Source organism: Paraburkholderia sp. J67 (genome assembly GCF_905220265.1).
In the GTDB taxonomy this organism is placed as follows: Bacteria; Pseudomonadota; Gammaproteobacteria; order Burkholderiales; family Burkholderiaceae; genus Paraburkholderia.
The window spans coordinates 93,955-114,628 of record NZ_CAJMZK010000030.1 but is presented as its reverse complement, the minus strand read 5'-3'; the positions used below and the strand labels follow the sequence as shown (position 1 = coordinate 114,628).

Here is a 20,674-nt window from a genome sequence, read left to right as displayed (position 1 = left end):
CGCGGAAACCGGCCGCGCGCAGTATCAGGCATGGGCGGGTAGCGAGAAGGATTACCACTCGACGCACAACATCGTCAGCAAGGACCTGCATCTTGCCCTGAAGCTCGCTGAGCAGGCGGACGTCAACCTGGGTTTGCTCAAGAGCGTCTCGCAGTATGTCGACTCAAATGATCCCGACACAATGCCGCGATGGATGCGCAGCGGCAGTGAGAGTTGAAGGAGCATCAGGAGACGGTTCAAACTCGCCTAGCCTCGCTGCCTCGCGAAATCGTTCGTGCCATGCCCGCACAAAGGATTCTGGCGTGGCTGAGCCCGCTTGGCACAACAACCGAAGAGTACTTTTGCATGTCTCACCGAATAGTTATTGTGGGTGGCGGGGCCGGTGGTCTTGAGCTTGCCACCCGTCTCGGCCGCACACTTGGCAAGCACGGCAAGGCGGAAATTACCCTTGTTGATGCCCAACTCACCCATATCTGGAAGCCGCTCCTGCACGAAGTGGCAGCTGGGTCGCTCAATGCCGCCGAAAACGAAATTAACTTCGTCGCTCAAGCCAACTGGAATCATTTCCAGTTCCAGATCGGGCGTCTGAGCGGACTCGATCGCGCGAACCGGTCCATTCAGCTCTCCGCCACGCTCGATGAGCAGGGGATGGAACTCGTACCCGCACGTAGCCTGCCGTACGACACGCTGGTTATCGCAGTGGGCAGCGTGACGAACGACTTCAATACGCCGGGTGCCAATGAGCACTGTGTCTTTCTCGATGCTCCCGAGCAGGCGGCTCGCCTTCATCGACAGCTACTGAGCCAGTATCTGAGAGCGCATGCAGGTTCCTCGGAGAACGCCGAACTGGGCGTAGCCATCATCGGCGCTGGCGCGACGGGCGTCGAGCTTGCCGCAGAGTTGAATTACGCGGCGCGAGAGTTGGCCGCCTATGGTCTCGACACGATCCGGCCAGAGAACATGAAAATCTGCGTGCTCGATGCAGGTCCGCGGGTTTTGCCCGGATTGCCAGAGCGCATCGGTCGCGACGTACACCAGACGCTGGAGCATATTGGCGTGCAAGTGATGACTGGCACGGCTGTCTCCAGCGTGACGGCAGAAGGCCTGGAAACCGTAGACGGAAGGTTCATCCCCGCGACGCTGAAAGTTTGGGCTGCGGGCATCCGCGCGCCTCTGTTTCTAAAGGATCTGGATGGACTCGAGTCGAACCGTATGAATCAGCTTGTGGTCAAGCCGACGCTTCAGACCACGCGAGATGACAACGTGTTCGCGCTGGGGGATTGCGCCGCATGCCCGCTAGGCGACGGAAGCCACAAGAACGTTCCGCCGCGCGCACAGGCGGCCCATCAGCAGGCATCACTCCTTGCCCGTAGCATCAGGCTGCGCATCGAGAACAAGACACTGCCGGAATATCGATACCAGGATTATGGTTCGTTGGTATCGCTGTCTCGCTTTGGCGCGGTCGGCTATCTGATGGGTAATCTTCTGGGGAGAGTGAGGGTCGAGGGCTGGCTGGCCAGGATATTTTATATTTCGCTTTACCGGATGCACCAGATTGCGCTGGTCGGTTTTTTTCGGACCGGATTGCTCATGCTCAGCCAACGCATTGGACGCAAAACAGCGCCTCGCCTCAAACTTCACTGAGCGTGGGCCGTCGACGAATATAGGTTGCGCTTCATATTAATCGCAGTACTAATAGATTGGCGTTCATATTCGACAAAAACCTGAAGCAGGTTTCGGGGCAGTGTGCCTGTAGTTGAACGTGCCGAAAAACGCTCTCTCAGATCAAAAATTGATGTTTGGTCTTTCAACAAGGAAATAACGATATGTCTTTTGCAGAGTCCGCTCCCGTCGTTCTCATTGCAGGCGCTTCGCGCGGCATCGGCCTTGGTCTCGTGCGCGAATACCTGGCGCGTGGCTTCCGGGTGATCGCAACGGAGCGTACGCACGCCGTCAATTCTAAGCTGGGTGAGATTGCTTCGCAGAAAAATGCGGCCTTGAGCGTCGAAATACTGGACATCAATGAGCCGGCACAGATTGATGCGCTCGCTGAAAAGCTTCGCGGAACCCAACTGGATGTGCTCTTTGTCAACGCAGGCGTGAGCGACGATCCCTCGCAGACAATCGGCGAAATCAGCTCTGAAGAATTCAATTGGGTCATGACGACAAATGCGCTGAGTCCGTTACGGGTTATTGAGAAGCTCTCACCGTTTGTGTCCGCGAATGGCAGCGTTGTCGCCATGTCGTCTGCTTTGGCTAGTATTTCTGAAAATACGAACGGTGGCTACGAAACGTATCGCGCGAGCAAGGCGGCGCTCAATATGTTGATGCGCAGCTACGTGGCGCGCGCAGGTGGTGAGAGAACTTTTTTGGCGCTGATGCCGGGTTGGGTCAAGACGGATATGGGCGGCCCAGATGCGCCCGTCGAAGTAGAAGACAGTGCGCGAGGTCTGGCAGACACCATCGAAAAACACGCTGGGCGATCCGGCTTCTTCTTTGTTGACTACCAGAATCAGAATATTCCGTGGTGATCGTTCAATACGGTACGTGATCTGATCATGGAAGCGGATGCTATGTGTATGGATATTCGTGACTGTCGGCAGCTGCTTTCATTGTTATGGGTATAAAGCAAACATGAAATTTTCTCTCAAAGTTCTGGTCATTGCCGTCAGTATGTCGGCGTCCGTTAGTTCCTGGGCGCAAGCAACGCAGCCCAACGACCACGTGCCAATGTCCGAAAGCGCTGCAAACGCTGCGCCGGATAGTACGTCCGCAAGCGGCATCGAAAGCACGGATGGACGCGATCTATCAACGAGCCGTGCGGGCAAGTCGGATGGTAGAGAGTCATCGGTCTCGAAGACAGATTTATCTTCCCTCTATCGACATAGATAAAGCAGGATTTCACGACGCAGTGGTGAGGCTGGGTGATAGCTATACTCACTCAGCCAGATCCGCTGCTCGCAAGTGATGCTTCGCCGTCAATCAGCAAATCACGACACGAACTTGCTCGCGCCATCGAGGCACTCGTTATTGCATTTTCTACGCAGCACTATGCAGGTTCTCGCGTTCCCATGACGATGCTGGCGCCGTTGAGGAGCCGCTCCAACTGCACCTCATCGCGTGACTTCCTGCAATTGCCGTCGCGAGACAAGGGCGAGGCTGCCGGTCAGGACAATCAAGGCGGCGCAGAGCGCGATAAGCGATCGGTCGAGCCCGAACTGACTGGACGCGAGACCGAGCGCCAGAACAGGGACGATTCCCCCTGTGTAGGCGATCGTAAAAAAAGAGGCGATCATGCCGGACCTGCGCTCGGAGGTCGTCACGGTGTTGACGAAAAAGAGCGCGGACATGAAGGCCAATCCTTGCCCGAATCCGCCCAGCAAATCGCTCGCGATAAAGAGGAAGCCCGAAGCGAAGACGATCGACAAGGCGAGCATGGCCAGCGCCAGGATTACCATCAACGCACCATAAAAGATGCCTTTTCGTGGGCTGCTGCCGCGCAGAGTCAATTGCGCTGCGGCTGAGCCGGCAAATAGCATGGCAACTCCGATCCCCCCGGCTGCGGGACCGTGCCAGGGAAGATAAGTGTTCACGAACGACGGCGCCAGCGATGCAAAGATGCTGAACAGCGTGTAACCGACAAAGGTGAGGACAGCAACGACGAGAAAGGATCTTAAATGTTGCGCGTCCGGTAACAGGAAGCGCATGCGTGGAATGAAAGTCGTGTTTGCGCCCGGCGCCATATCGTGCCGATGCCAGAGTAGAACGATCAATGCCAACGCTAACGCCGCGCCGAATACAAGATAAGGCACGTGAAGCGGTGCGGGCAGGAACTGCGCTACAACGCCTGCCACCAGAGGACCGAGGCCGAGTCCAACGATCGTCATCAGCGCGCCGATGGATGACGCATGGGTGATGCGTTGAGGGGTAGAGACGGCAACCAGCCCCGCAGTGGCCGCGGTGGAAGCAATGCCTGCGGCCACCCCGATTGCAAGCCGGCCGACCGCCAGCGCAGCCAGTCCCGGCGCGACGCCGCATAGCGCCAGACCCGCGATCGCCAGAGAGGTTGCCCAGATTAGCGTGCGAATATGGCCAAAGTGGTCGCTCAGATGCCCGAGAAACAGCAGCGCGAGCAACGTGCCAGCCATGTAGGTGGTGTACGCGACGCTCACGCCGCCCGGTCCCATATGGAAGGCCGATTCGTAGAGCGGGTACAAGGGACTCGCCAACGTTGCGCCGGCCATGATGACGCAGAGCGTGTACGCCATGATGGCGAACTTCGCGCCGCTCGCTTTGCCGCTCTGTGCATTTCCACGTGCATGCGCTGGCTCGGCACGCTGCCGTGGATTGAGACCTTGTCGAACGTCCATTGCCCTGCCTTCCTGATCCGATAGTGTCGGTAGCTTAGGGCGCGGGCATTCGCGCGTTAAGCCAGGCGGGGCGCAACGGTACGTTGCATGCAGGGCAAAGCCGCTGCTTGCTGTAAGCGGGAACCAGTGGCGCTCTACATTGGGCGAGAGACCAGCGACGAGACCAGCTCGACAAATGCGCCTACCCGTTTCGACCCGCGTTGATTCGGAAGATAGAGAGCGCTGATTACCGAGCGCGCATTGTTGGGCGCAACCTCATAGTCCTCAAACAGCCGGCGCAGGTTGCCGGACTGGATGTCAGCTTCGATGAGCCAGTCGGGTAGTAAAGCGATGCCTGCGCCATCCAGAACCGCCGCACGCAGCACCTCGGAGTTGTTGGACTTCATCTGACCGGTTACGACTACCTGGGTCGTCTCGCCCGAGCCGGAGAAGGACCAGAATTGCTGGTCACCGCCATACGAAAATCGTACGCAACGGTGATTCGACAGTTCATCGGGCGACAGTGGGGTGCCGCACCGAGCGAGGTATTCGTGACTGGCGACCACGTATCGACGAAACTCCCCCATATTTCGTGCCACAACGTCTGCAGTGGGTGATGCTTCCCCAAGCCTGATTGCGACATCAATGCGCTCCCTGACTAGATCGACGAGATCGTCCGTCAGCCGCATATCCAGATCCAGCTTGGGATACTGGGAGAGAAATGCACCGATGTGCGGCGCGATGCAGCGTGTGCCGTATGCAACCGGCACCGAGACCCGGAGCGGCCCCGATGGCTCTTCCCCTCGATCCGACACGAGCGAATCGGCGTCGGCCAGATCTTCGAGCAGCTTCTTGGCCTTTTCGTAGTATGCGATGCCTGCGTCTGAAAGTGTGACCCGGCGTGTGGTCCGGTTCAGCAGGACGGCGCCTAGCGATTCCTCCAGCGCATCGACGGTACGGACGACCGATGACGTTGCGAGTTCCATGCGCCGTGCCGCGCTGGAGAAGCCGCCTGATTCAGCGACTTCAACAAACGCACGGAGCGCTGCGAATTTGTCCATGTGAGTACCTTTGCCTTTCGCGCAATGATGCGTTGCCTGCCGCCTGGATTCTACCGGTAAGTGTTCATCCTTATCTTGTCGCCATGAACCCAATCGGAGGCGTCAATGAAAGAACTCGAAATCTCCCTGACTTACGACTTGATCTGCCCGTGGTGCTGGGTGGCCGATCGGCGGTTGAAATCCGCTATCGCAGAGTTGCGCCTTGAGGATCAGGTCTCAGTGAAGCTCGTGCCTTACGAGCTGAACCCGAAGATGCCCGTTGACGGTCTCGATCGTAAGGCCTATCGCACGGCGAAGTTCGGGAGCTGGGCCCGATCCCAGGAGCTTGATGCCCACGTCGCTCAGGTTGGACGTGACGACGGCCTTGAATTCAACTATGACCGAGTTGTACGCACGCCCAATACTCTGGCTGGACATCGCCTCATCTGGCTCGCGCAGGGCGAGGGTAAGGGCTTGATTCTCGCCGATGCCCTGTTTTCTGCTTACTTCAGCGAAGGCAAGGACATTGGCGACCCGACGACCTTGACTGAAATTGCGGCCCGTAATGGGATGAGCGCCGAAGTCGTCGCGGCATTCCTCGCGAGTGACGAAGGCACAGAGGAGGTGCGTGACCTCGCCGAGCACGCCGTGCGTTCGGGCGTGACGTCGGTACCGTCGACACGCATCGGCGCAGGCGTAATTAGTGGCGCACAACCGATGGTTGTGTTCCGCGATCTGCTGGCCCGCGCGGCCGACGTCAACGTTCTCACCGAATAAGGATGTGATGATGAAGGAGCAAGTGCAGAAGCCTCGTGCACTGGTCATCGGCGGATCACTTGGTGGATTGTTCGCTGCAAACAGCCTGATGCAAGCGGGGTGGGCGGTCGATATTTTCGAGCGTTCGCCGAGTACGCTCGATAGTCGTGGTGGCGGCATCGTACTGCAGCCGCAGGTCGTGGCAGCAATCAACCATGCAGGCCTTGATTCCACTGATCCGCTTGGCGTGCTCTCGCGCGAGCGTGTGTATCTCGATCGCGATGGAGCGGTTTTGCAAAGTGCGGTTCAGCCACAGACGCAAACGTCCTGGAATACGCTCTACCGCCGGCTCGTGCGTGGAATTCCCGACGCAAGGTATCACAAGGGAAAGCGCCTCGTCTCGTACACGCAGACCGGGGCGACAGTCGTTGCGAAATTCGCCGATGGAACGACGGAGAAAGGCGATCTGCTGGTAGGAGCGGACGGTGGCGATTCAACTGTGCGTGGATTGCTGATGCCCGAAATGGCACCGACTTATTCGGGTTACGTCGTGTGGCGCGGACTGGTTCCCGAAGCCGATGTTTCTCCGGAAACAGCGCGGGCTTTGAGCGGCAAGTTTGTGTTCCAGCATGATCCGGCGTCGCTGATGCTCCAGTACCTTGTGCCGGGTGAGGATGGGAGTGCCAGGCCGGGGCAGCGACGCTTCAATTGGCTTTGGTATCTGCGAGCGGAAAAAGGAACGGAGCTGGATGCGATCCTGACCGACAGGGATGGGAACGCCCGTAGACGCTCGATCCCGCCCGGAATGCTCGCCGAAGAACAGGAGCAACGCTTCCGCTGCTTTGCAGAGCATCGTGTCAATCCGGCTTTCAGGGAATTGGTCCAGAAGACCCGAGAAATATTTGTGCAATCTATCGTCGATCTGGCGGTGCCGCAGATGGTCTTCGGCAGGGTGATTCTCCTTGGCGATGCCGCATTCATTCCGCGCCCCCATACAGCAGGGAGCACGGCCAAGGCAGCAGAGAACGCGCTCGCGCTCGGGGCAGCATTGACTGCTCGTCCAGATGACATCGACGCCGCGCTATCGCGCTGGGAGCGCGACCAGTTGATCTCTGGTCGGTTAATGAGCGATTGGGGGGTACGTATGGGCAACAGGCTGATGGGGATCACCACGTGATTGCGCGAGCGAATCCCCCTTTCTGGAGATGAGAATGTCTAACGCAGTTTTGCACTACTTGTATGACCCATATTGCGGTTGGTGTTTCGGAGCATCGCCGTTACTCTCCGCGGCGCAGGAGATTGAAGGGCTTCATGTCGAGCCTCATGGTGTTGGCATGCTCGCTGGAGCGCGGCGGAAATTGATGTCGCAGGAATGGCGGGAGTTCGTCCGGCCGCACGAGAAGCGGATCACCGCGCTGAGCCACGTTGAGTTCGGCGCCCCCTACACGGACGGAATACAGCAGGATTCATCAGTCGTGCTCGACTCTGGCATCCCCATTGCGGCGATGCTGGCAGCGGAAAAGCTGTCTGGGCGTGGTCTTGAATTGCTCAAGCGACTCCAGACCGCCTACTACGTGGAAGGACGGCCGGTGGCCGAGCGCGACGTCATCCTGGAGATCGCCACGGAGTCTGGTTTTGCAGGGCCGGAATTCATGGCGACGTTCGATGGCATTCTTGGTGCGCCACTGGACGAGCATATCGAGGCCAGCACTGCGCTCCTGGCCAAACTCGGTGCACGTGGTTTCCCGGCCTTTGCGCTGCAAATCGCTGATCGAATCGAGGCACTTCCGGTTGGGCGCTACTTCGGTCGCCCGGAGCACTTTGCAGGAGATATCCGAGCGATGATTTCGGCCGCAAAGGGCGACGCAGCATAGTAGTCCGTCGCTCGGTATTACCTGAAGGGCGAGTCGCCGCGAGGCGTCTCGCCTTTTCGCTTTGGATTTCCCTCCGAACTGCGGAGAATCCGCCATTGCGAAAATTGCAAAGGAGGATGGCGCAGCCGCCGTATTCTCCCACTGGAGCCCCTCAGTTAACTTACTCCTGTCGCGCATGAGCGCCACGCAGCAGCTGGAATCGCGAAGTGCCGGTGAATCGTCCTACGAATCGTCTACAGGAGTCGGAAATGACAAACCTTTTCAAGAGCATCAAGGTCGGCAAACTTCATCTTGAGCATCGCGTTGCGATGGCGCCGCTTACCCGTTCCCGGTCAGCTCAACCGGGGAACGTCCCCTCCGCGATGAATGTCGAGTATTACCGCCAACGTGCCAGTGCGGCTCTCATCATCACTGAGGCGACGCAGATTTCCCAGCAAGGTCAAGGTTATGCCTGGACCCCCGGGATCTACACCGATGAACAGGTCCAAGGTTGGCGTGCTGTGAGCGACGCAGTCCACCGTGAAGGCGGCCATATCTTCCTTCAACTCTGGCACGTGGGCCGTGTTTCGCACCCCATCTTTCAGCCGGACGGAGCGCTGCCGGTTGCTCCGAGTGCACTTCCGGTGAACGGCAAAACCTTCATCATTGATGATGAAGGTAATGGTGTCTGGGGGGATGTCCCCGTTCCTCAGGAACTCAGCATCGAAGGTATCCGGAAGATCATCGCCGACTACCGACAGGCAGCCCGCAATGCGATCAGCGCTGGCATGGACGGAGTAGAGATTCATGCTGGCAATGGCTATCTTCTCGATCAGTTTATCAACAGCAGCAGCAATCATCGTCGCGACGAATACGGTGGCAGCATCGAGAATCGAGCCCGCATCCTTATCGAGGTCGTGGCAGCTGTGACCGAAGAAGTCGGTGCCGAAAATGTTGGGGTGCGCCTGACGCCGATGGGGCGATTCATGGGAATGAACGACGAAACCCCCGAAGCGACGTTCGGTCACGTCGTACGCGAATTGAACCGCTTCGGCCTGGCATATCTGCACCTTGTCGAACCCGCGATGGTGGGCGTGGTCAAGGATGAGCAGTTCGATCCGCGCTGGGACGCGATCATTGCACAACTACGCGGTGAATTTTCGGGCGTCTTGATGCTGGCAGGTGGCTATGATCGAGTGACCGCGGAGCAGGCACTGGCCGACGGCCGTGGCGACATCATCGCGTTCGGACGGCCATTCATCGCGAATCCTGATCTGCCTGTTCGTTTGAAACACGGCTATTCGCTGAACGAAGGTTTCCCTGCCAGTTATTTTGGCGGAAGCGAACAGGGTTACATCGATTACCCAACGTACGCAGAAGTCTGATTCCTGGTATGTGCGGCGCCACCATCGGAACTCATCTGGGTAGTCTGGTGGTGTGCGCGGATGCATTGGTCAGTATGTCCATACGAACTCACGATAGGGAATTCAGATGAGCAAGAGTGCAGCTACGGTCGTTGACACGAACACAATTCCCTGGGACTCGCTCCCTGTCCCCGAATTGGAGGCCACGATTTTGCAGAAGTTGTGTGTGGTTGATGGCGATACGGGGATGTCTGTTGCGAAGGTCTGCTACAAGGCGGGTTTCACCAACGTTTCGCACTGGCACAACTGTGCGCACGGAATGTATGTACTCGACGGGATCCTGGTTACCAGCGAAGGCTCGTTCGGGCCCGGTAACTTCGTCTGGTTTCCAGAAGGGACGACGATGACGCACGGTGCTCAAGCCGACAATGACGTTACGTTCCTGTTCATCACGAACAAGCCTTTCGATATTCACTACACGCATGTCGACGGCGCATATCCTGTGATGCAGGACTGATTCGGCCTCGGGCAATAGTATTGCATTCAGATGCGCAACGCCTGCCGAATACGGTACGCAATTGCGCATTCGTCAGCGGCGCATCGCACCCGAATGGGGACTATGAGGACCGGGTGCTGGTCGGAACAAGCGGTTTATCATCGACGTCGAATCAATGAAACTTGGATCATCGCAACTCCTGGAGTATCAGGCGATGATCGCTTCCACTGAAAACAAAGATCCGTCGCTCTCGACCGAGTTGGGCGGAGTAGACACACGTGGATCATCGGTTCATTTACCAACGTCATCGCCGGAACGCCACCCGGGATTTCAGCGGATATTCCGGCCCGGCGACCTGACCATCGGCTTGATCATGCCTTTGGAAACGCATCCCGGCCGTCCCGCACCTACCATGGATCACCATCTCGAGGCGGCACGCCGTGCAGAGGATCTTGGGTTTGGTGCGCTGTGGATGCGCGACGTGCCGTTTTACGACCCAGCTTATGGCGATGTCGCGCAGATCTTCGAACCGATGGTATACATGGCCTTTCTCGCGGCCGCAACACAGCGCATTACGCTGGGCACCACGGGAATCGTACTCCCCACGCGTGAACCAATGTATCTCGCCAAGCAGGCCACAACGGTAGATCGTCTAAGCGGTGGAAGGCTGGTGCTGGGTCTCTCGTCGGGTGACCGCCAAAGCGACTATCCGATGTTTGGCATCGACTACGCGACGCGCGGTCAGCGATATCGCGACGCATGGTCAGTGTTCCGCGCTCTCGTCGAAGATAAATTCCCACGCTTCCAGTCGGAAATGTTTGGGTGCGCGGACGGTACGTTGGACCTCGTTCCCAAGGCCACATTCGGACGCGTACCTGCGATCGCTGTTGGACGCGCCCAGCAGACCGTCGAATGGCTCGCCAGCAACCTCGACGGGTATCTCGGCAGCGCACCGAAACCTGAAGGCTTGGATGCGATGGCAGATGAATGGGATAGCCAGGTGCGCGATCTCTACGGACCTCAACGCTACAAGCCTATTGGCATAGGGGGATTTCTCGATCTGAGTTCTGATCCGCACATGCCTTTTCAACGCATCCCGGGTGGATTTCGGGCGGGCCGTAGTACGCTGATCAATTATCTTGAACGGGCGAGGGCGGCTGGCGTCTCACACATCGCGCTGAATCCCAAGGTCAGCCGGCAGCCTTACTCCGAAATTCTGGACGAGCTTGCCGAATATGTGCTGCCCCACTTTCCGACGCAGGCGTCGGCGAGCGAGCGGGCATAGACAGTTATTCAATACAGCGTCGCTCTCGAACTCAGTAACTGACGCTTCCCCAAGCGCCGAGTCGTCATCGGATCGACTAGACCTGAGTTCTGCGGCATTCTGCATCTTCCTGCCCGACCACTGCAGCCGCCTTGGAAGGCGGATGCAGCAAGCGCCTTCCGAGCTACCGCTTTTCAGTATGTCCGGTCAGCAAACCCGATTGGAGCGCAGCTTATTGCCGTGTTCCAAAGTGGAAGCCATTTCCGGCCTGAAAGTACAGGAGATGGTTATTCACCGCATTGATTCCTTGTATCGACAGCGCGATCCTTGTTATCTCCTGCATTTCGTCGGCGTCATAGACGTTACCACTTAGCGTAACAGTGCCGTGCCGAACACGAGCGAAAATACGTGGCTCCCGGAACCCGTTAAGTGCGAGGCGCTCTCTCGCCTCGTTGGTCAGCAGTGTGTCACGCGATTGAAGATCCGGTTGCCGCGACACAGCCGACGATGTCAAGTCAGCGGCAAGGATATATCCAGGCGCTATTGCGATTAGCGTTATCGCCAATGCTGAGTTACGAAATACCCGTTCGACGAGTGTGGCACGCGCTTTAAAAGAGTTCGATTTCATATTTGAAATGCTAGGTCCAGTTAACCCAATTCATATGCACAACAAAAAATGTGCTCAGGGGAGACTGGAGATCCTACGCGCACTATTCGGGAATCGGTTTCCCGTGGGTTGGGATCGGATCAATCGCTCGAATATCGCAGCATGATCAGTGCATGCAACATCATCAGCTTCGTGAAATTTTGTAGCGAGTGGACTTGCGGATTGGAGCCTGTCAGGACCCAGTGATGGGCGGATGCCTGGCTTTTTCATTGGCGCATCCGAGGGCAAACTGGCTGGGACTTGTGAAATCGACAGATACCTCGCGTTGGTCGTGCACCCAATTGGGTATGCTTCGAATGAGATTTATCTGTCGATAAATAATGGGCGATCAACTACCTGGATGATCGCGTTGCAGACTTGTCTCAAATCTGGAGAAGCATCAAATGACTACGCTGTTTGATCCCGTTTTTCTCGGTAATGTGAAGTTGCAGAATCGCGTCGCTATGGCGCCTCTGACGCGAGCTCGCGCGGATGAGGGCGATGTGCCTTCGGAAATGATGTCGAAATACTATGCCCAACGCGCCAGCGCTGGCCTCATCATTTCCGAGGCGATCAACATTACCCGCCGCTCCCAGTCGTTCGAGCGCTCGCCGGGGCTCTATACCGACGAGCAAACCGAAGGCTGGCGTAAGGTGGTTTCCAACGTCCACGAGGCGGGCGGGCATATCGTCGCGCAGCTCTGGCATACCGGTCGCGCCAGTTCGTTTGCGATTCTCAACGGCGAGGCACCGGTTTCGCCGTCGGGTTTGAACGACGACCTGCACACGTTGCACGTCTGGGCCCAACTTCAGAACGGGGCCTACACCAAGATCCATGCAACGCCGTCGCGCGCAATGTCGACTCAGGAAGTGCGTGACGCCGTACAGGAATACCGGAAGGGAGCCGAGAATGCGCTCGCAGCCGGATTCGATGGCCTCGAGGTGCATGCGGCCAATGGGTATCTGATTCATCAGTTCCTTTCCCCGACAACGAACCAGCGCACAGATGAATACGGCGGCTCGCTTGAGAACCGTACCCGATTCCTGCGTGAGATTCTTCTCGAGGTGTCGCAAGTGATGCCGATGGATCGCATTGGCGTACGTATTTCGCCCTTTGCTGACTACAACAACGTTCGCGATCCGAATCCGGTTGAAACCTACAAATATGTGGCTTCATTGCTTCAGGAGCTTGGCGTAGGTTATCTGCATCTGGCGGATACCAACGGCTGGTTCGATCGTCCGGATCTTCCCGAACTGCTCGATATCGTGCGACCAGCCTACGCTGGCAAGCTGATCGTGAATGGCGGTATTGACGGCGAGAAGGCGAGCAGGCTGGTTGAAGAAGGCTATGCTGATCTCGTTGCTTTCGGTCGAGCGTTTATTGCCAATCCCGACCTGGTTCATCGCCTTCAGAATGGCCTCCCAGTTGAAATGCCTTCGCCGGCACAATGGTACGGCGGTGGTGAACAGGGCTATGTTGACTTCCCGACTTACGCTGAAGCGCAAGTCTGAGGATCTAAAGACTTGTAGCGCAGAATCGTTGGGCAGTACCGGGGATCCCCAACGGAGATCTCCGGTGAAGACCTATGGTGCCGGAAGGCAGCTCCGATTGATGTATCGATCTCCCGGCTCGAGACATCCTCCCATAATGTGACGGTGACCCGTATGGACAAGCTTCAGGCGATGCAGATATTCGTGCGCGTTGCTGACGTCGGTAGTTTTACGAAGGCCAGCGACACTCTACAGCTGGCGCGATCCGCGGTAACGCGCGCTGTTCAGGAGCTTGAGGAGCATCTGCGCATCCGCTTGATGAATCGCACTACGCGGCGACTTCATCTCACCGAGGAAGGTCGCCAGTATTACGATTCGGCGAAGTTCATTCTTGGGGCTGTCGAGGAAAGCGAGATGCAGTATCGCGAGGCAGTATCCAATCCCAAAGGAACGCTCAAAATTGACGTGCAGACGTCAATCGCGCGTTGTCTCATCGGGCCGCGACTGCATGAGTTTCATGCACTGTATCCTGACATCGAGCTGAATTTCGGTGCAGCTGACCGGATCGTGGATCTGATTGAGGAGGGCGTCGACTGTGCGATTCGCGTGGGTGATTTGAGCGATTCGACACTCGTTGCGCGACAGGTTGGCGTATTCCGACGCATCACAGTAGCGTCGCCCACCTATCTGGCGCGCGCAGGGCAACCCGGCAACCTGGAGGACCTTTCAGATCACCACGTTATTCACTACACAGATGGGAAGGGCGCGCGGCCGCCCATGTTTGAATTCGCTACGCCCAAGGGAATCGTCAATGTCCGCATGAAGCGCAGCGTTCAGGTCAATGACACGGAGACCTACATCGCGCTTGCCAAGGCGGGCATGGGCATGATTCAGGCAGCACAATTCTCAGTCGCATCGGCTCTGGAGTCAGGCGAACTCGTCGAAATCCTTCCGTCGTTCCCCGTACCCAAGAAGCCGATATCGATCGTCTACGCACATCGGGAAAAGCTCGCGCCGAAGCTTCGCGTCTTCATTGACTGGGTAGCGACGCTTATTGAACACTCGGCGCTTGGAGTGACACGTGCGAGGCCCGCAATCAACCCGGCGAACGCAGAGCGCATAAGCGCATTGCGTCCGGGTTGAGTTTTGCTGCCATTTCTCAACGTTCTTGCTGCGCGAGGCCTTGCAGGCCCGTTTCGCAGAGCACGAGCTGCCGATCGTACAGTGTGCGTTCGCGCGCAGCCCGTGGTGAGCGGTCGGTCAAGGAGAAAAACCAGATACCCCCAAAAGCCGCGGCCATCGAGAACAACGCCGGATACTCGTAGGGGTAGACTGCATGACTGTGACCCAGCACCTGAACCCAGACGGTCGGGCTCAATACGGTTAGTGCGATCGCTGTAAATAGCCCGAGAAGCCCGCCGAGCACCGCACCACGTGTAGTCAGGCCGCGCCAGTAAATCGACAGCAACAGTACCGGGAAGGTCGAACTTGCGGCGATCGAAAAGACCAGGCTGACGACAAACGCGATGTACTGGTTCTGGAACGCAATCGCAAGCAATGTCGCGAGAACACCAAGTACGACCGTGGTTGCGCGGGAGACGCGTAGTTCTTCGCGTTCCGTGGCTTGACCGCCTCGCAAGGCATTCGCATACAGGTCATGCGATACGGCAGACGCGCCTGCCAGCGTCAGACCGGAGACAACGGCGAGGATCGTTGAAAATGTGACGGCGCAGATGAACCCCAGGAAGAGGTTGCCACCTACCGCATGGGCAAGATGGATGGCGACCATATTCACGCCACCAACCAGTGCGCCGTCAGGTGCGTGATACGCCGGATCGTTTGTGATCAGTGCGACCGTGCCGAAGCCAATGACGACAATCAGCGCATAGCCAATGCCTACAATTCCCGTTGCGTGGAGGATACTGCGGCGGGCCTGCTTGACATCCGGGACAGTAAAAAAGCGCATCAGGATGTGCGGCAACCCTGCTGTGCCAAATATCAGGGCAAGTCCGAGCGAGATTGCCGATACGGGATCGTGAATGAGACCGCCTGGTCGCATAAGCGCATCATGATGCGCGCTGACCGCAACCGCACGTTCAAACAAGGCATCAGGGTTGAACGAGAAGGCCCGCAGAACCATGAATGCCATGAATGCGCAGCCGGCGAGCAGCAGGACTGCCTTGATGATCTGAATCCAGGTGGTCGCGAGCATGCCGCCAAAAAATACGTAGACCACCATTAGCAGGCCGACAGCGATGACCGCCGGCAAGTACGAAACGCCGAACAGTAACTGCACAAGCTTGCCGGCGCCGATCATCTGTGAGACGAGATAGAGCAAGACGATGACGAGAGAACTGACCGCGGAGAATACCCGTATTTCCCGCTGGCCTAGCCGGTAGGACACGACGTCAGCAAAGGTAAAGCGGCCGAGATTGCGCAGGGGTTCGGCAATCAACGCGAGGATGATCGGCCAGCTCGCGAGAAATCCAATGGAGTAGATGAGGCCGTCATAGCCGTTTGAGAACACCAGAGATGAGATGCCGAGGAGTGAGGCAGCCGACATATAGTCACCCGCGATCGCCCAGCCATTCTGCGCACCGGTGATTTTCCCACCCGCCGCATAGTGATCTCCGACGCTTCGATTCTTTCCCGCAGCCCAACGGGTAATCGCGAGCGTCGCAAGAGCGAATAGGAGAAACATTCCAATGGCAACCGGATTGCGCGTCTGATGCAGTGGGGCGACCGATGAAGGGGCCGCGATAGCGGGGACTGCAAAAATGCCGCTAAGAAATACCGCGCCCTGAAGACGCCTGAGTGTGCGCGGGTTCATTTTTGACCTTCGTTGCAGAGGGTTTTGAACAGCACGTCATATACGGTGTTGACGCGCCAGACGTAGAAGGCGACCAGCAGGAACGTGTATAGAAGCATGCCAAGACCGACTGGAATGCCCCACGTCGTCACATGATCAGTCTTGATGCGCGAGCCCAGTTTCATCGGTGCATACGCGACAAGAAGAATGAATGCGAAATAGGCGACCAGCATTGCTCCCGCAATTGACCAGGCGAACCTGCGTCGCCGGCTGACGAGTTGCCTGAAGCGAATATCACGAAGGATGAAAGGCGCCGAACCCGAATAGTGCTGGGCGTCTCCCTTTCCATCCATTTCGACTGGACTGGCTACGATCTGTCTCATACACGTCTCCTGTTGATTGAACGGGCAGACAGCGGGAGGCGATCTCTGTGGGATGCCTTTCCCGCTGTTGCCGAGCCTGGGTCAGAGTTGCGGCGCTACTGCGGTCTCGCGCATGACTGCATCAGGGGTGCGGTATTTTTCCGCCATATTGCGCTCGAAGGGTGTCTTCAACTGGGCCTGCATGTAGGCGCCGAGATGCCGTGCGTGCTCGACGATTGCCGCGCCGTACTGGAGGCGTTCACGTTCGTATTCGGCGAGCGCCAGGCCAATGTCAGCGTTGCCCGCAAGGGAGCGCGCAAGTTGTGTTGCGTCACCTGCTGCTTTGGTCACACCCATACCGCAATGAGGGCGAGCGACAAACGCCGCATCTCCGAGCAGCACTGTGCGTCCGAAGACGAGCTGCGTCGCTTCCAGGTCGTAAATCGGCTGAAACAGCGGAGCGGCGGTCTTCTCGACGATTTCCGCGAACTGGGGGGCGAGAAGTGCGCGGGCAGCATCACGCATGTCGGCGATTACTTCAGGCCGGATCAGCGCCGGTGGAATGCCGTTCACAAAGCATTTGCCGGCAGCATCGGTCAACAGGTCCTGAAGTGCTGTGGCTTCGTCGGTGGGGCGATACCAGACAAAGTTGTATCGCCGCTTGCCTGGCTCGGTTGTATTGCCTGGGCCAGCGACAGGGTAGCCGAGCATTTGCTCCCCGGCCGGCAGACAGAAGCCAAATTTGTTGAACAGCGCGTTCCACGTGTCGGCTGAGATGTCGCGTTCGTCAACCAGGCCGCGCCAAGCGATGTAGCCCGCGTATTTCAGGTCGACAGAAGGGAGCAGCTTCTGACGTATGCTGGAGCGGAAGCCATCGGCAGCAACCACCAGATCGGCGTGAAGCCTGGAACCATCCGCGAGGAGAACCTCAGCGTGGTCCGTGAAATTCTCGACGTTTTCCGCGATCGCGCCTGAGCGATAGCAATGATCCGGGAGTGCACTGCGCAGGACGTGGAACATCTTGCTCCACGCGGTCAGCGTCTGTTTGTGAGGCCTCGATCCAACGACGCTTCCGTGCGCGTCGAGCGTGATGCGGTCCAGGACGGTCACGCCGATATCGTCATCTACCGTCACGCCAGCTGATTGCAGCGCCTCGAAGAGCTCGGGGTGCGTAACGATTCCGGCACCGCGACCCGAGAGTTCCTCGGGGACACGTTCGAGTACAGTTACATCCCATCCGCCACGATGGAGAAGATTGGCTGCGAACAGACCCCCAAGGGAGCCTCCGACGATGATTGCCCGGCGTTGGGCGCGTTGGTTGCTTTGCATGCTGTGCTCCGACTGGCTTACTGGGTGATGGCTGATGTGTTTGGTGAAGTGGCTGCCGCCTGTGCTTCCTGCGCCGGGAAGTTCATCTCGATCGTCACGCCTGACGGGTCTTCGACAAAGACCTGGTGCAGACCTAGGCTCGGCACGGTTCTGTCTTTCCACTCATAGCCACCCGCACGGAGCGCTGCCCAGAAGTCTTCGAGGCCCGTCGCGAGAAAGGCGATGTGGTCAACGGTGCCTGTGCCCGAGGCCGGAAGCGCTTTGTCCCCCAGGTAGTCATGCAGGCCGCTCGGATCATTCGGATCGATTCCGATGATGTGCACGACGCCGAAATCGGATTCGTCCGCACCGTTGTAGAGCCAGATTCCAGGAAATTTGAACGGTGGCCGGAATCCCTCCCGGAAACCGAGGATGTCTGTGTAGAACCGTCGTGAGCGTTCCAGATCGGTGGTCCGGATCGAGTAATGTGCAAGCTTCGTCACTGGCATGGTTGTCTCCATAATTTATCGGTCGATTAATGATCGTTCGATAAATTATAGTTCGGCGAGCGGACAAGTTACCCCCTTTGTCCGTCAGTGTTTACCCGCTCAAAAAGGCTGCGTGCGAAGGGCTGGTCAACGGGTAAACGCTAACGCGAAGGATCATCCAGAGTCGGCCGACCTCCACTACAATCCAGTCAAACGTTAATGTTCAAGTGATAAATAAGAGGTTGATCCGGTATCCGGCGCCTGGGCATAGCGTGGTGGAGTTCGAGCTTCCCGCTCGATGTGCATCCGCACTACATTTCTAACTGGAGGAGTCAGATGGCAAAGATGAAAGCGACGGTATTTGTCGAGCCGGGTCGCATCGCGCTTGAAGAAAAGGACATTCCCGACATTGGACCGACTGATGCGTTGATCCGCATTACGACGACCACGATCTGCGGAACGGACATCCACATCCTCAAGGGCGAATACCCGGTCGAGAAAGGCTTGACGTTGGGCCATGAGCCGATCGGCATCATTGAGAAGCTGGGTTCACAGGTTAAAGGCTACAAGGAAGGCCAACGTGTACTGTGCGCGGCGGTGACACCGTGTGGCACTTGCTCTTCGTGCCTGACCGGATTTCATTCGCAGTGCGGAAGCAGTTCTCCCACGGGCTGGAAGGTCGCAGGTGGCTGGAAAATCGGCAACTATCTCGATGGTTGCCAGGCAGAATACTTCGTTGTTCCTGATGCACAGGCAAACCTGGCGCTCATTCCGGATAACTTGACGGACGAGGATGTGCTGCTCATTCCCGACATCGTCAGTACGGGCTTTTCCGCAGCGGAATCGGCAGGAATCAAGATTGGCGACGTCGTCGTAGTTGTTGCACAAGGGCCGATCGGCCTGTGCGCGACCGCTGGCGCGCGTCTGATGGGGGCGGGCCTCGTGATCGCGGTTGATCCTGTTAAAGCCCGCCTCGAAAAGGCAAAAGCCATGGGTGCTGACGTTCTGCTCAATCCCAACGAATGCGATGTCGTCGAGGAAGTTCTCAAGCTGACACAGGGCATCGGGGCTGACGTCGCACTCGAGTGTCTTGGTCGCGATGAAACGATCGGAACCTGCGTGAATGTCACGAGGCCCGGTGGTACTGTTTCGAGTGTGGGGATCTATTCGAAAAGTATCCCGATCCCGCTCGATGGCTTCGGGGCCGGCCTGGCAAACAAGCGAATCGTTACCTCGACGTGCCCGGGTGGCAAGGAGCGCATGCGCCGGCTGCTCAACGTCACTTCGAGTCAACGTATCAAGCTTGACCACCTGGTGACGCACACCTACAAGCTCGATGACGTGGTTGAAGCATATGACCTGTTCGGCCATCAACGCGATGGCGTCGTCAAACTGGCGCTGAAACCGTAATTTGGCGCTTTCGTAGGTCGGTGCACGTGATCGCATTCTCGATCGACGTGCACCGTTTCCGTAGTGGGTTGAATGGATACAACTCTGGGTGATGCGACCTCAGGCTGTAATCCAGCCCGGGATGTATTGCATCCTGCTGATACGCCACCGCGCATCTGGCCCACGCTCAGCCTTAATCCTGTAGTGCGCACCGAAGAGCGGCTTGCCTTCTTCCGTTTCAGTTTGCCCCGGCATGATGCGCGCGATGACAAGATCGGCGGTGCTGCGGTCGGACGAGAGGTCGATGGCGATTGGCGTGCCGTAGTGTTTCATCCAGGGCCACGGTTGGCGGAAGGCCTTGAGCGTCGCAATTAACGTACGTTGTCCGCGGAGATGGCCCATCGGAGGTAGTTCTGCTTCGGCGCCTTCCGTGAATACATCAGTCAAAAGCGCGAAATCTGCCTGGTCAAGCGCCCACGCATATCGGAACCAGGCATCAGCGATCGCATCTTCGTCTGTAGGCAAAACACTAGCATGCCCAGTGCGATGCCACGGCGCGTCGAGTTCGCTCACAATGACCGATGCGGGATCTCCAGGACGCCATTGCCGCTTCATCTGGGGGAGTGACCAGCCTCCGAGAAGTTCGACTGATCCTTCCGCCCATTGGGTCTGCACACGGATCGTCTGGATGCGACGGGCACCGCTGTCATCGCCGATTTCGACGATAAGAACGCCACCGAAGAGTACGGTTGCGACTTCATCAGCAGACGACGCGCCTTCTGCCTTGCCGTGAAAATAGGCAGATACTAGGGCTTCTCTTTCGGTCGCGGTGACTCTGATATTGGTAGCCTGGATATCTACCCCGGAGAGGCCGGTGAACTCTGAATGCAGGTGGTTGATCACGTCCGCGCGTCCGAGCGCGTTGCCCCGATGGCCACTACTCAGCGTGACGGTCGGACTGAACAACTTCTGGTCCACAGCAGGCGAACGGTTCGCCCATACTTCAAGAAACTGGAAGAGCTCGACCTGGGCGTCTTCTGGACGAAGGCTTACTTTCATG

19 protein-coding genes and 1 pseudogene are annotated in these 20,674 nt (G+C 57.7%); 12 read left to right on the top strand and 8 right to left on the bottom strand.

Features of this window, described 5'->3' with window-relative positions; translation table 11 throughout:
* The 3 genes and pseudogenes from U5782_RS34705 to U5782_RS34695 form a co-directional block, all read left to right on the top strand.
* Positions 1-217 (top strand): annotated as a pseudogene (locus tag U5782_RS34705) (NAD(P)-dependent oxidoreductase); the annotation flags it as partial.
* Positions 214-1,644, top strand: a complete 1,431-nt coding sequence (locus U5782_RS34700; protein WP_322048365.1) for an NAD(P)/FAD-dependent oxidoreductase — start codon at positions 214-216, stop codon at positions 1,642-1,644. The pseudogene U5782_RS34705 and the gene U5782_RS34700, both read left to right, overlap by 4 nt.
* 182 nt (positions 1,645-1,826) lie before the next feature.
* Positions 1,827-2,531: an SDR family NAD(P)-dependent oxidoreductase gene (locus tag U5782_RS34695; protein WP_322048364.1), complete on the top strand. Its 705-nt coding sequence runs from the start codon at positions 1,827-1,829 to the stop codon at positions 2,529-2,531.
* Positions 2,532-3,113: 582 nt separating this feature from the next.
* On the opposite strand, the gene U5782_RS34690 is transcribed toward U5782_RS34695, so the two are convergent.
* The gene (locus U5782_RS34690; RefSeq protein ID WP_322048363.1) at positions 3,114-4,370 is read right to left on the bottom strand and encodes an MFS transporter; all 1,257 of its coding nucleotides are present in this window, start codon (positions 4,368-4,370) and stop codon (positions 3,114-3,116) included.
* Between the two features lie 134 nt (positions 4,371-4,504).
* The gene (locus U5782_RS34685) at positions 4,505-5,410 is read right to left on the bottom strand and encodes a LysR family transcriptional regulator (protein WP_322048362.1); all 906 of its coding nucleotides are present in this window, start codon (positions 5,408-5,410) and stop codon (positions 4,505-4,507) included.
* Between the two features lie 105 nt (positions 5,411-5,515).
* Here U5782_RS34685 and U5782_RS34680 point away from each other — a divergent pair, with 105 nt between their 5' ends.
* The 6 genes from U5782_RS34680 to U5782_RS34655 all read left to right on the top strand — a co-directional run bounded on the left by U5782_RS34680 (position 5,516) and on the right by U5782_RS34655 (position 11,143).
* Positions 5,516-6,166, top strand: coding sequence for a DsbA family oxidoreductase (locus U5782_RS34680; protein WP_322048361.1), 651 nt, complete (start codon positions 5,516-5,518; stop codon positions 6,164-6,166).
* A 7-nt stretch (positions 6,167-6,173) separates the two neighbouring features.
* Complete coding sequence (locus U5782_RS34675) at positions 6,174-7,322, top strand: FAD binding domain-containing protein (protein WP_322048360.1); 1,149 nt, start codon at positions 6,174-6,176, stop codon at positions 7,320-7,322.
* Positions 7,323-7,356: 34 nt separating this feature from the next.
* On the top strand, positions 7,357-8,019 hold the full coding sequence (locus U5782_RS34670) for a DsbA family protein (protein WP_322048359.1): 663 nt from the start codon (positions 7,357-7,359) through the stop codon (positions 8,017-8,019).
* A 248-nt stretch (positions 8,020-8,267) separates the two neighbouring features.
* Positions 8,268-9,383, top strand: coding sequence for an alkene reductase (locus tag U5782_RS34665; RefSeq protein WP_322048358.1), 1,116 nt, complete (start codon positions 8,268-8,270; stop codon positions 9,381-9,383).
* A 106-nt stretch (positions 9,384-9,489) separates the two neighbouring features.
* Entirely contained in the window at positions 9,490-9,879 is a 390-nt protein-coding gene (locus U5782_RS34660) for a cupin domain-containing protein (RefSeq protein ID WP_322048357.1), read from the top strand.
* A 193-nt stretch (positions 9,880-10,072) separates the two neighbouring features.
* Complete coding sequence (locus tag U5782_RS34655) at positions 10,073-11,143, top strand: LLM class oxidoreductase (protein WP_322048356.1); 1,071 nt, start codon at positions 10,073-10,075, stop codon at positions 11,141-11,143.
* A 211-nt stretch (positions 11,144-11,354) separates the two neighbouring features.
* Here U5782_RS34655 and U5782_RS34650 read toward each other — a convergent pair whose 3' ends face one another.
* Positions 11,355-11,750, bottom strand: coding sequence for a BON domain-containing protein (locus tag U5782_RS34650; RefSeq protein ID WP_322048355.1), 396 nt, complete (start codon positions 11,748-11,750; stop codon positions 11,355-11,357).
* Between the two features lie 422 nt (positions 11,751-12,172).
* Between U5782_RS34650 and U5782_RS34645 the strand changes: the two genes are divergently transcribed.
* Complete coding sequence (locus tag U5782_RS34645) at positions 12,173-13,279, top strand: alkene reductase (RefSeq protein WP_322048354.1); 1,107 nt, start codon at positions 12,173-12,175, stop codon at positions 13,277-13,279.
* A 153-nt stretch (positions 13,280-13,432) separates the two neighbouring features.
* Positions 13,433-14,401, top strand: coding sequence for a LysR family transcriptional regulator (locus U5782_RS34640; RefSeq protein ID WP_322048353.1), 969 nt, complete (start codon positions 13,433-13,435; stop codon positions 14,399-14,401).
* A 16-nt stretch (positions 14,402-14,417) separates the two neighbouring features.
* On the opposite strand, the gene actP is transcribed toward U5782_RS34640, so the two are convergent.
* The 4 genes from actP to U5782_RS34620 all read right to left on the bottom strand — a co-directional run bounded on the left by actP (position 14,418) and on the right by U5782_RS34620 (position 18,246).
* On the bottom strand, positions 14,418-16,088 hold the full coding sequence (actP, locus tag U5782_RS34635) for a cation/acetate symporter ActP (RefSeq protein ID WP_322048352.1): 1,671 nt from the start codon (positions 16,086-16,088) through the stop codon (positions 14,418-14,420).
* Positions 16,085-16,450: a DUF485 domain-containing protein gene (locus U5782_RS34630; protein ID WP_322048351.1), complete on the bottom strand. Its 366-nt coding sequence runs from the start codon at positions 16,448-16,450 to the stop codon at positions 16,085-16,087. The genes actP and U5782_RS34630 overlap by 4 nt, the downstream gene beginning before the upstream one ends.
* 81 nt (positions 16,451-16,531) lie before the next feature.
* The gene (locus U5782_RS34625; RefSeq protein WP_322048350.1) at positions 16,532-17,758 is read right to left on the bottom strand and encodes an FAD binding domain-containing protein; all 1,227 of its coding nucleotides are present in this window, start codon (positions 17,756-17,758) and stop codon (positions 16,532-16,534) included.
* A gap of 17 nt (positions 17,759-17,775) precedes the next feature.
* The gene (locus U5782_RS34620; RefSeq protein WP_322048349.1) at positions 17,776-18,246 is read right to left on the bottom strand and encodes a VOC family protein; all 471 of its coding nucleotides are present in this window, start codon (positions 18,244-18,246) and stop codon (positions 17,776-17,778) included.
* Between the two features lie 315 nt (positions 18,247-18,561).
* Between U5782_RS34620 and U5782_RS34615 the strand changes: the two genes are divergently transcribed.
* Positions 18,562-19,635 (top strand): zinc-binding dehydrogenase, encoded by a 1,074-nt coding sequence (locus U5782_RS34615; RefSeq protein ID WP_322048348.1) that lies wholly within the window; start codon positions 18,562-18,564, stop codon positions 19,633-19,635.
* 99 nt (positions 19,636-19,734) lie between these two features.
* Here the strand turns inward: U5782_RS34615 and U5782_RS34610 are convergent, their stop codons facing one another.
* Positions 19,735-20,673: a nuclear transport factor 2 family protein gene (locus tag U5782_RS34610; RefSeq protein WP_322048347.1), complete on the bottom strand. Its 939-nt coding sequence runs from the start codon at positions 20,671-20,673 to the stop codon at positions 19,735-19,737.
* Between the last annotated feature and the right edge of the window lies 1 nt (position 20,674).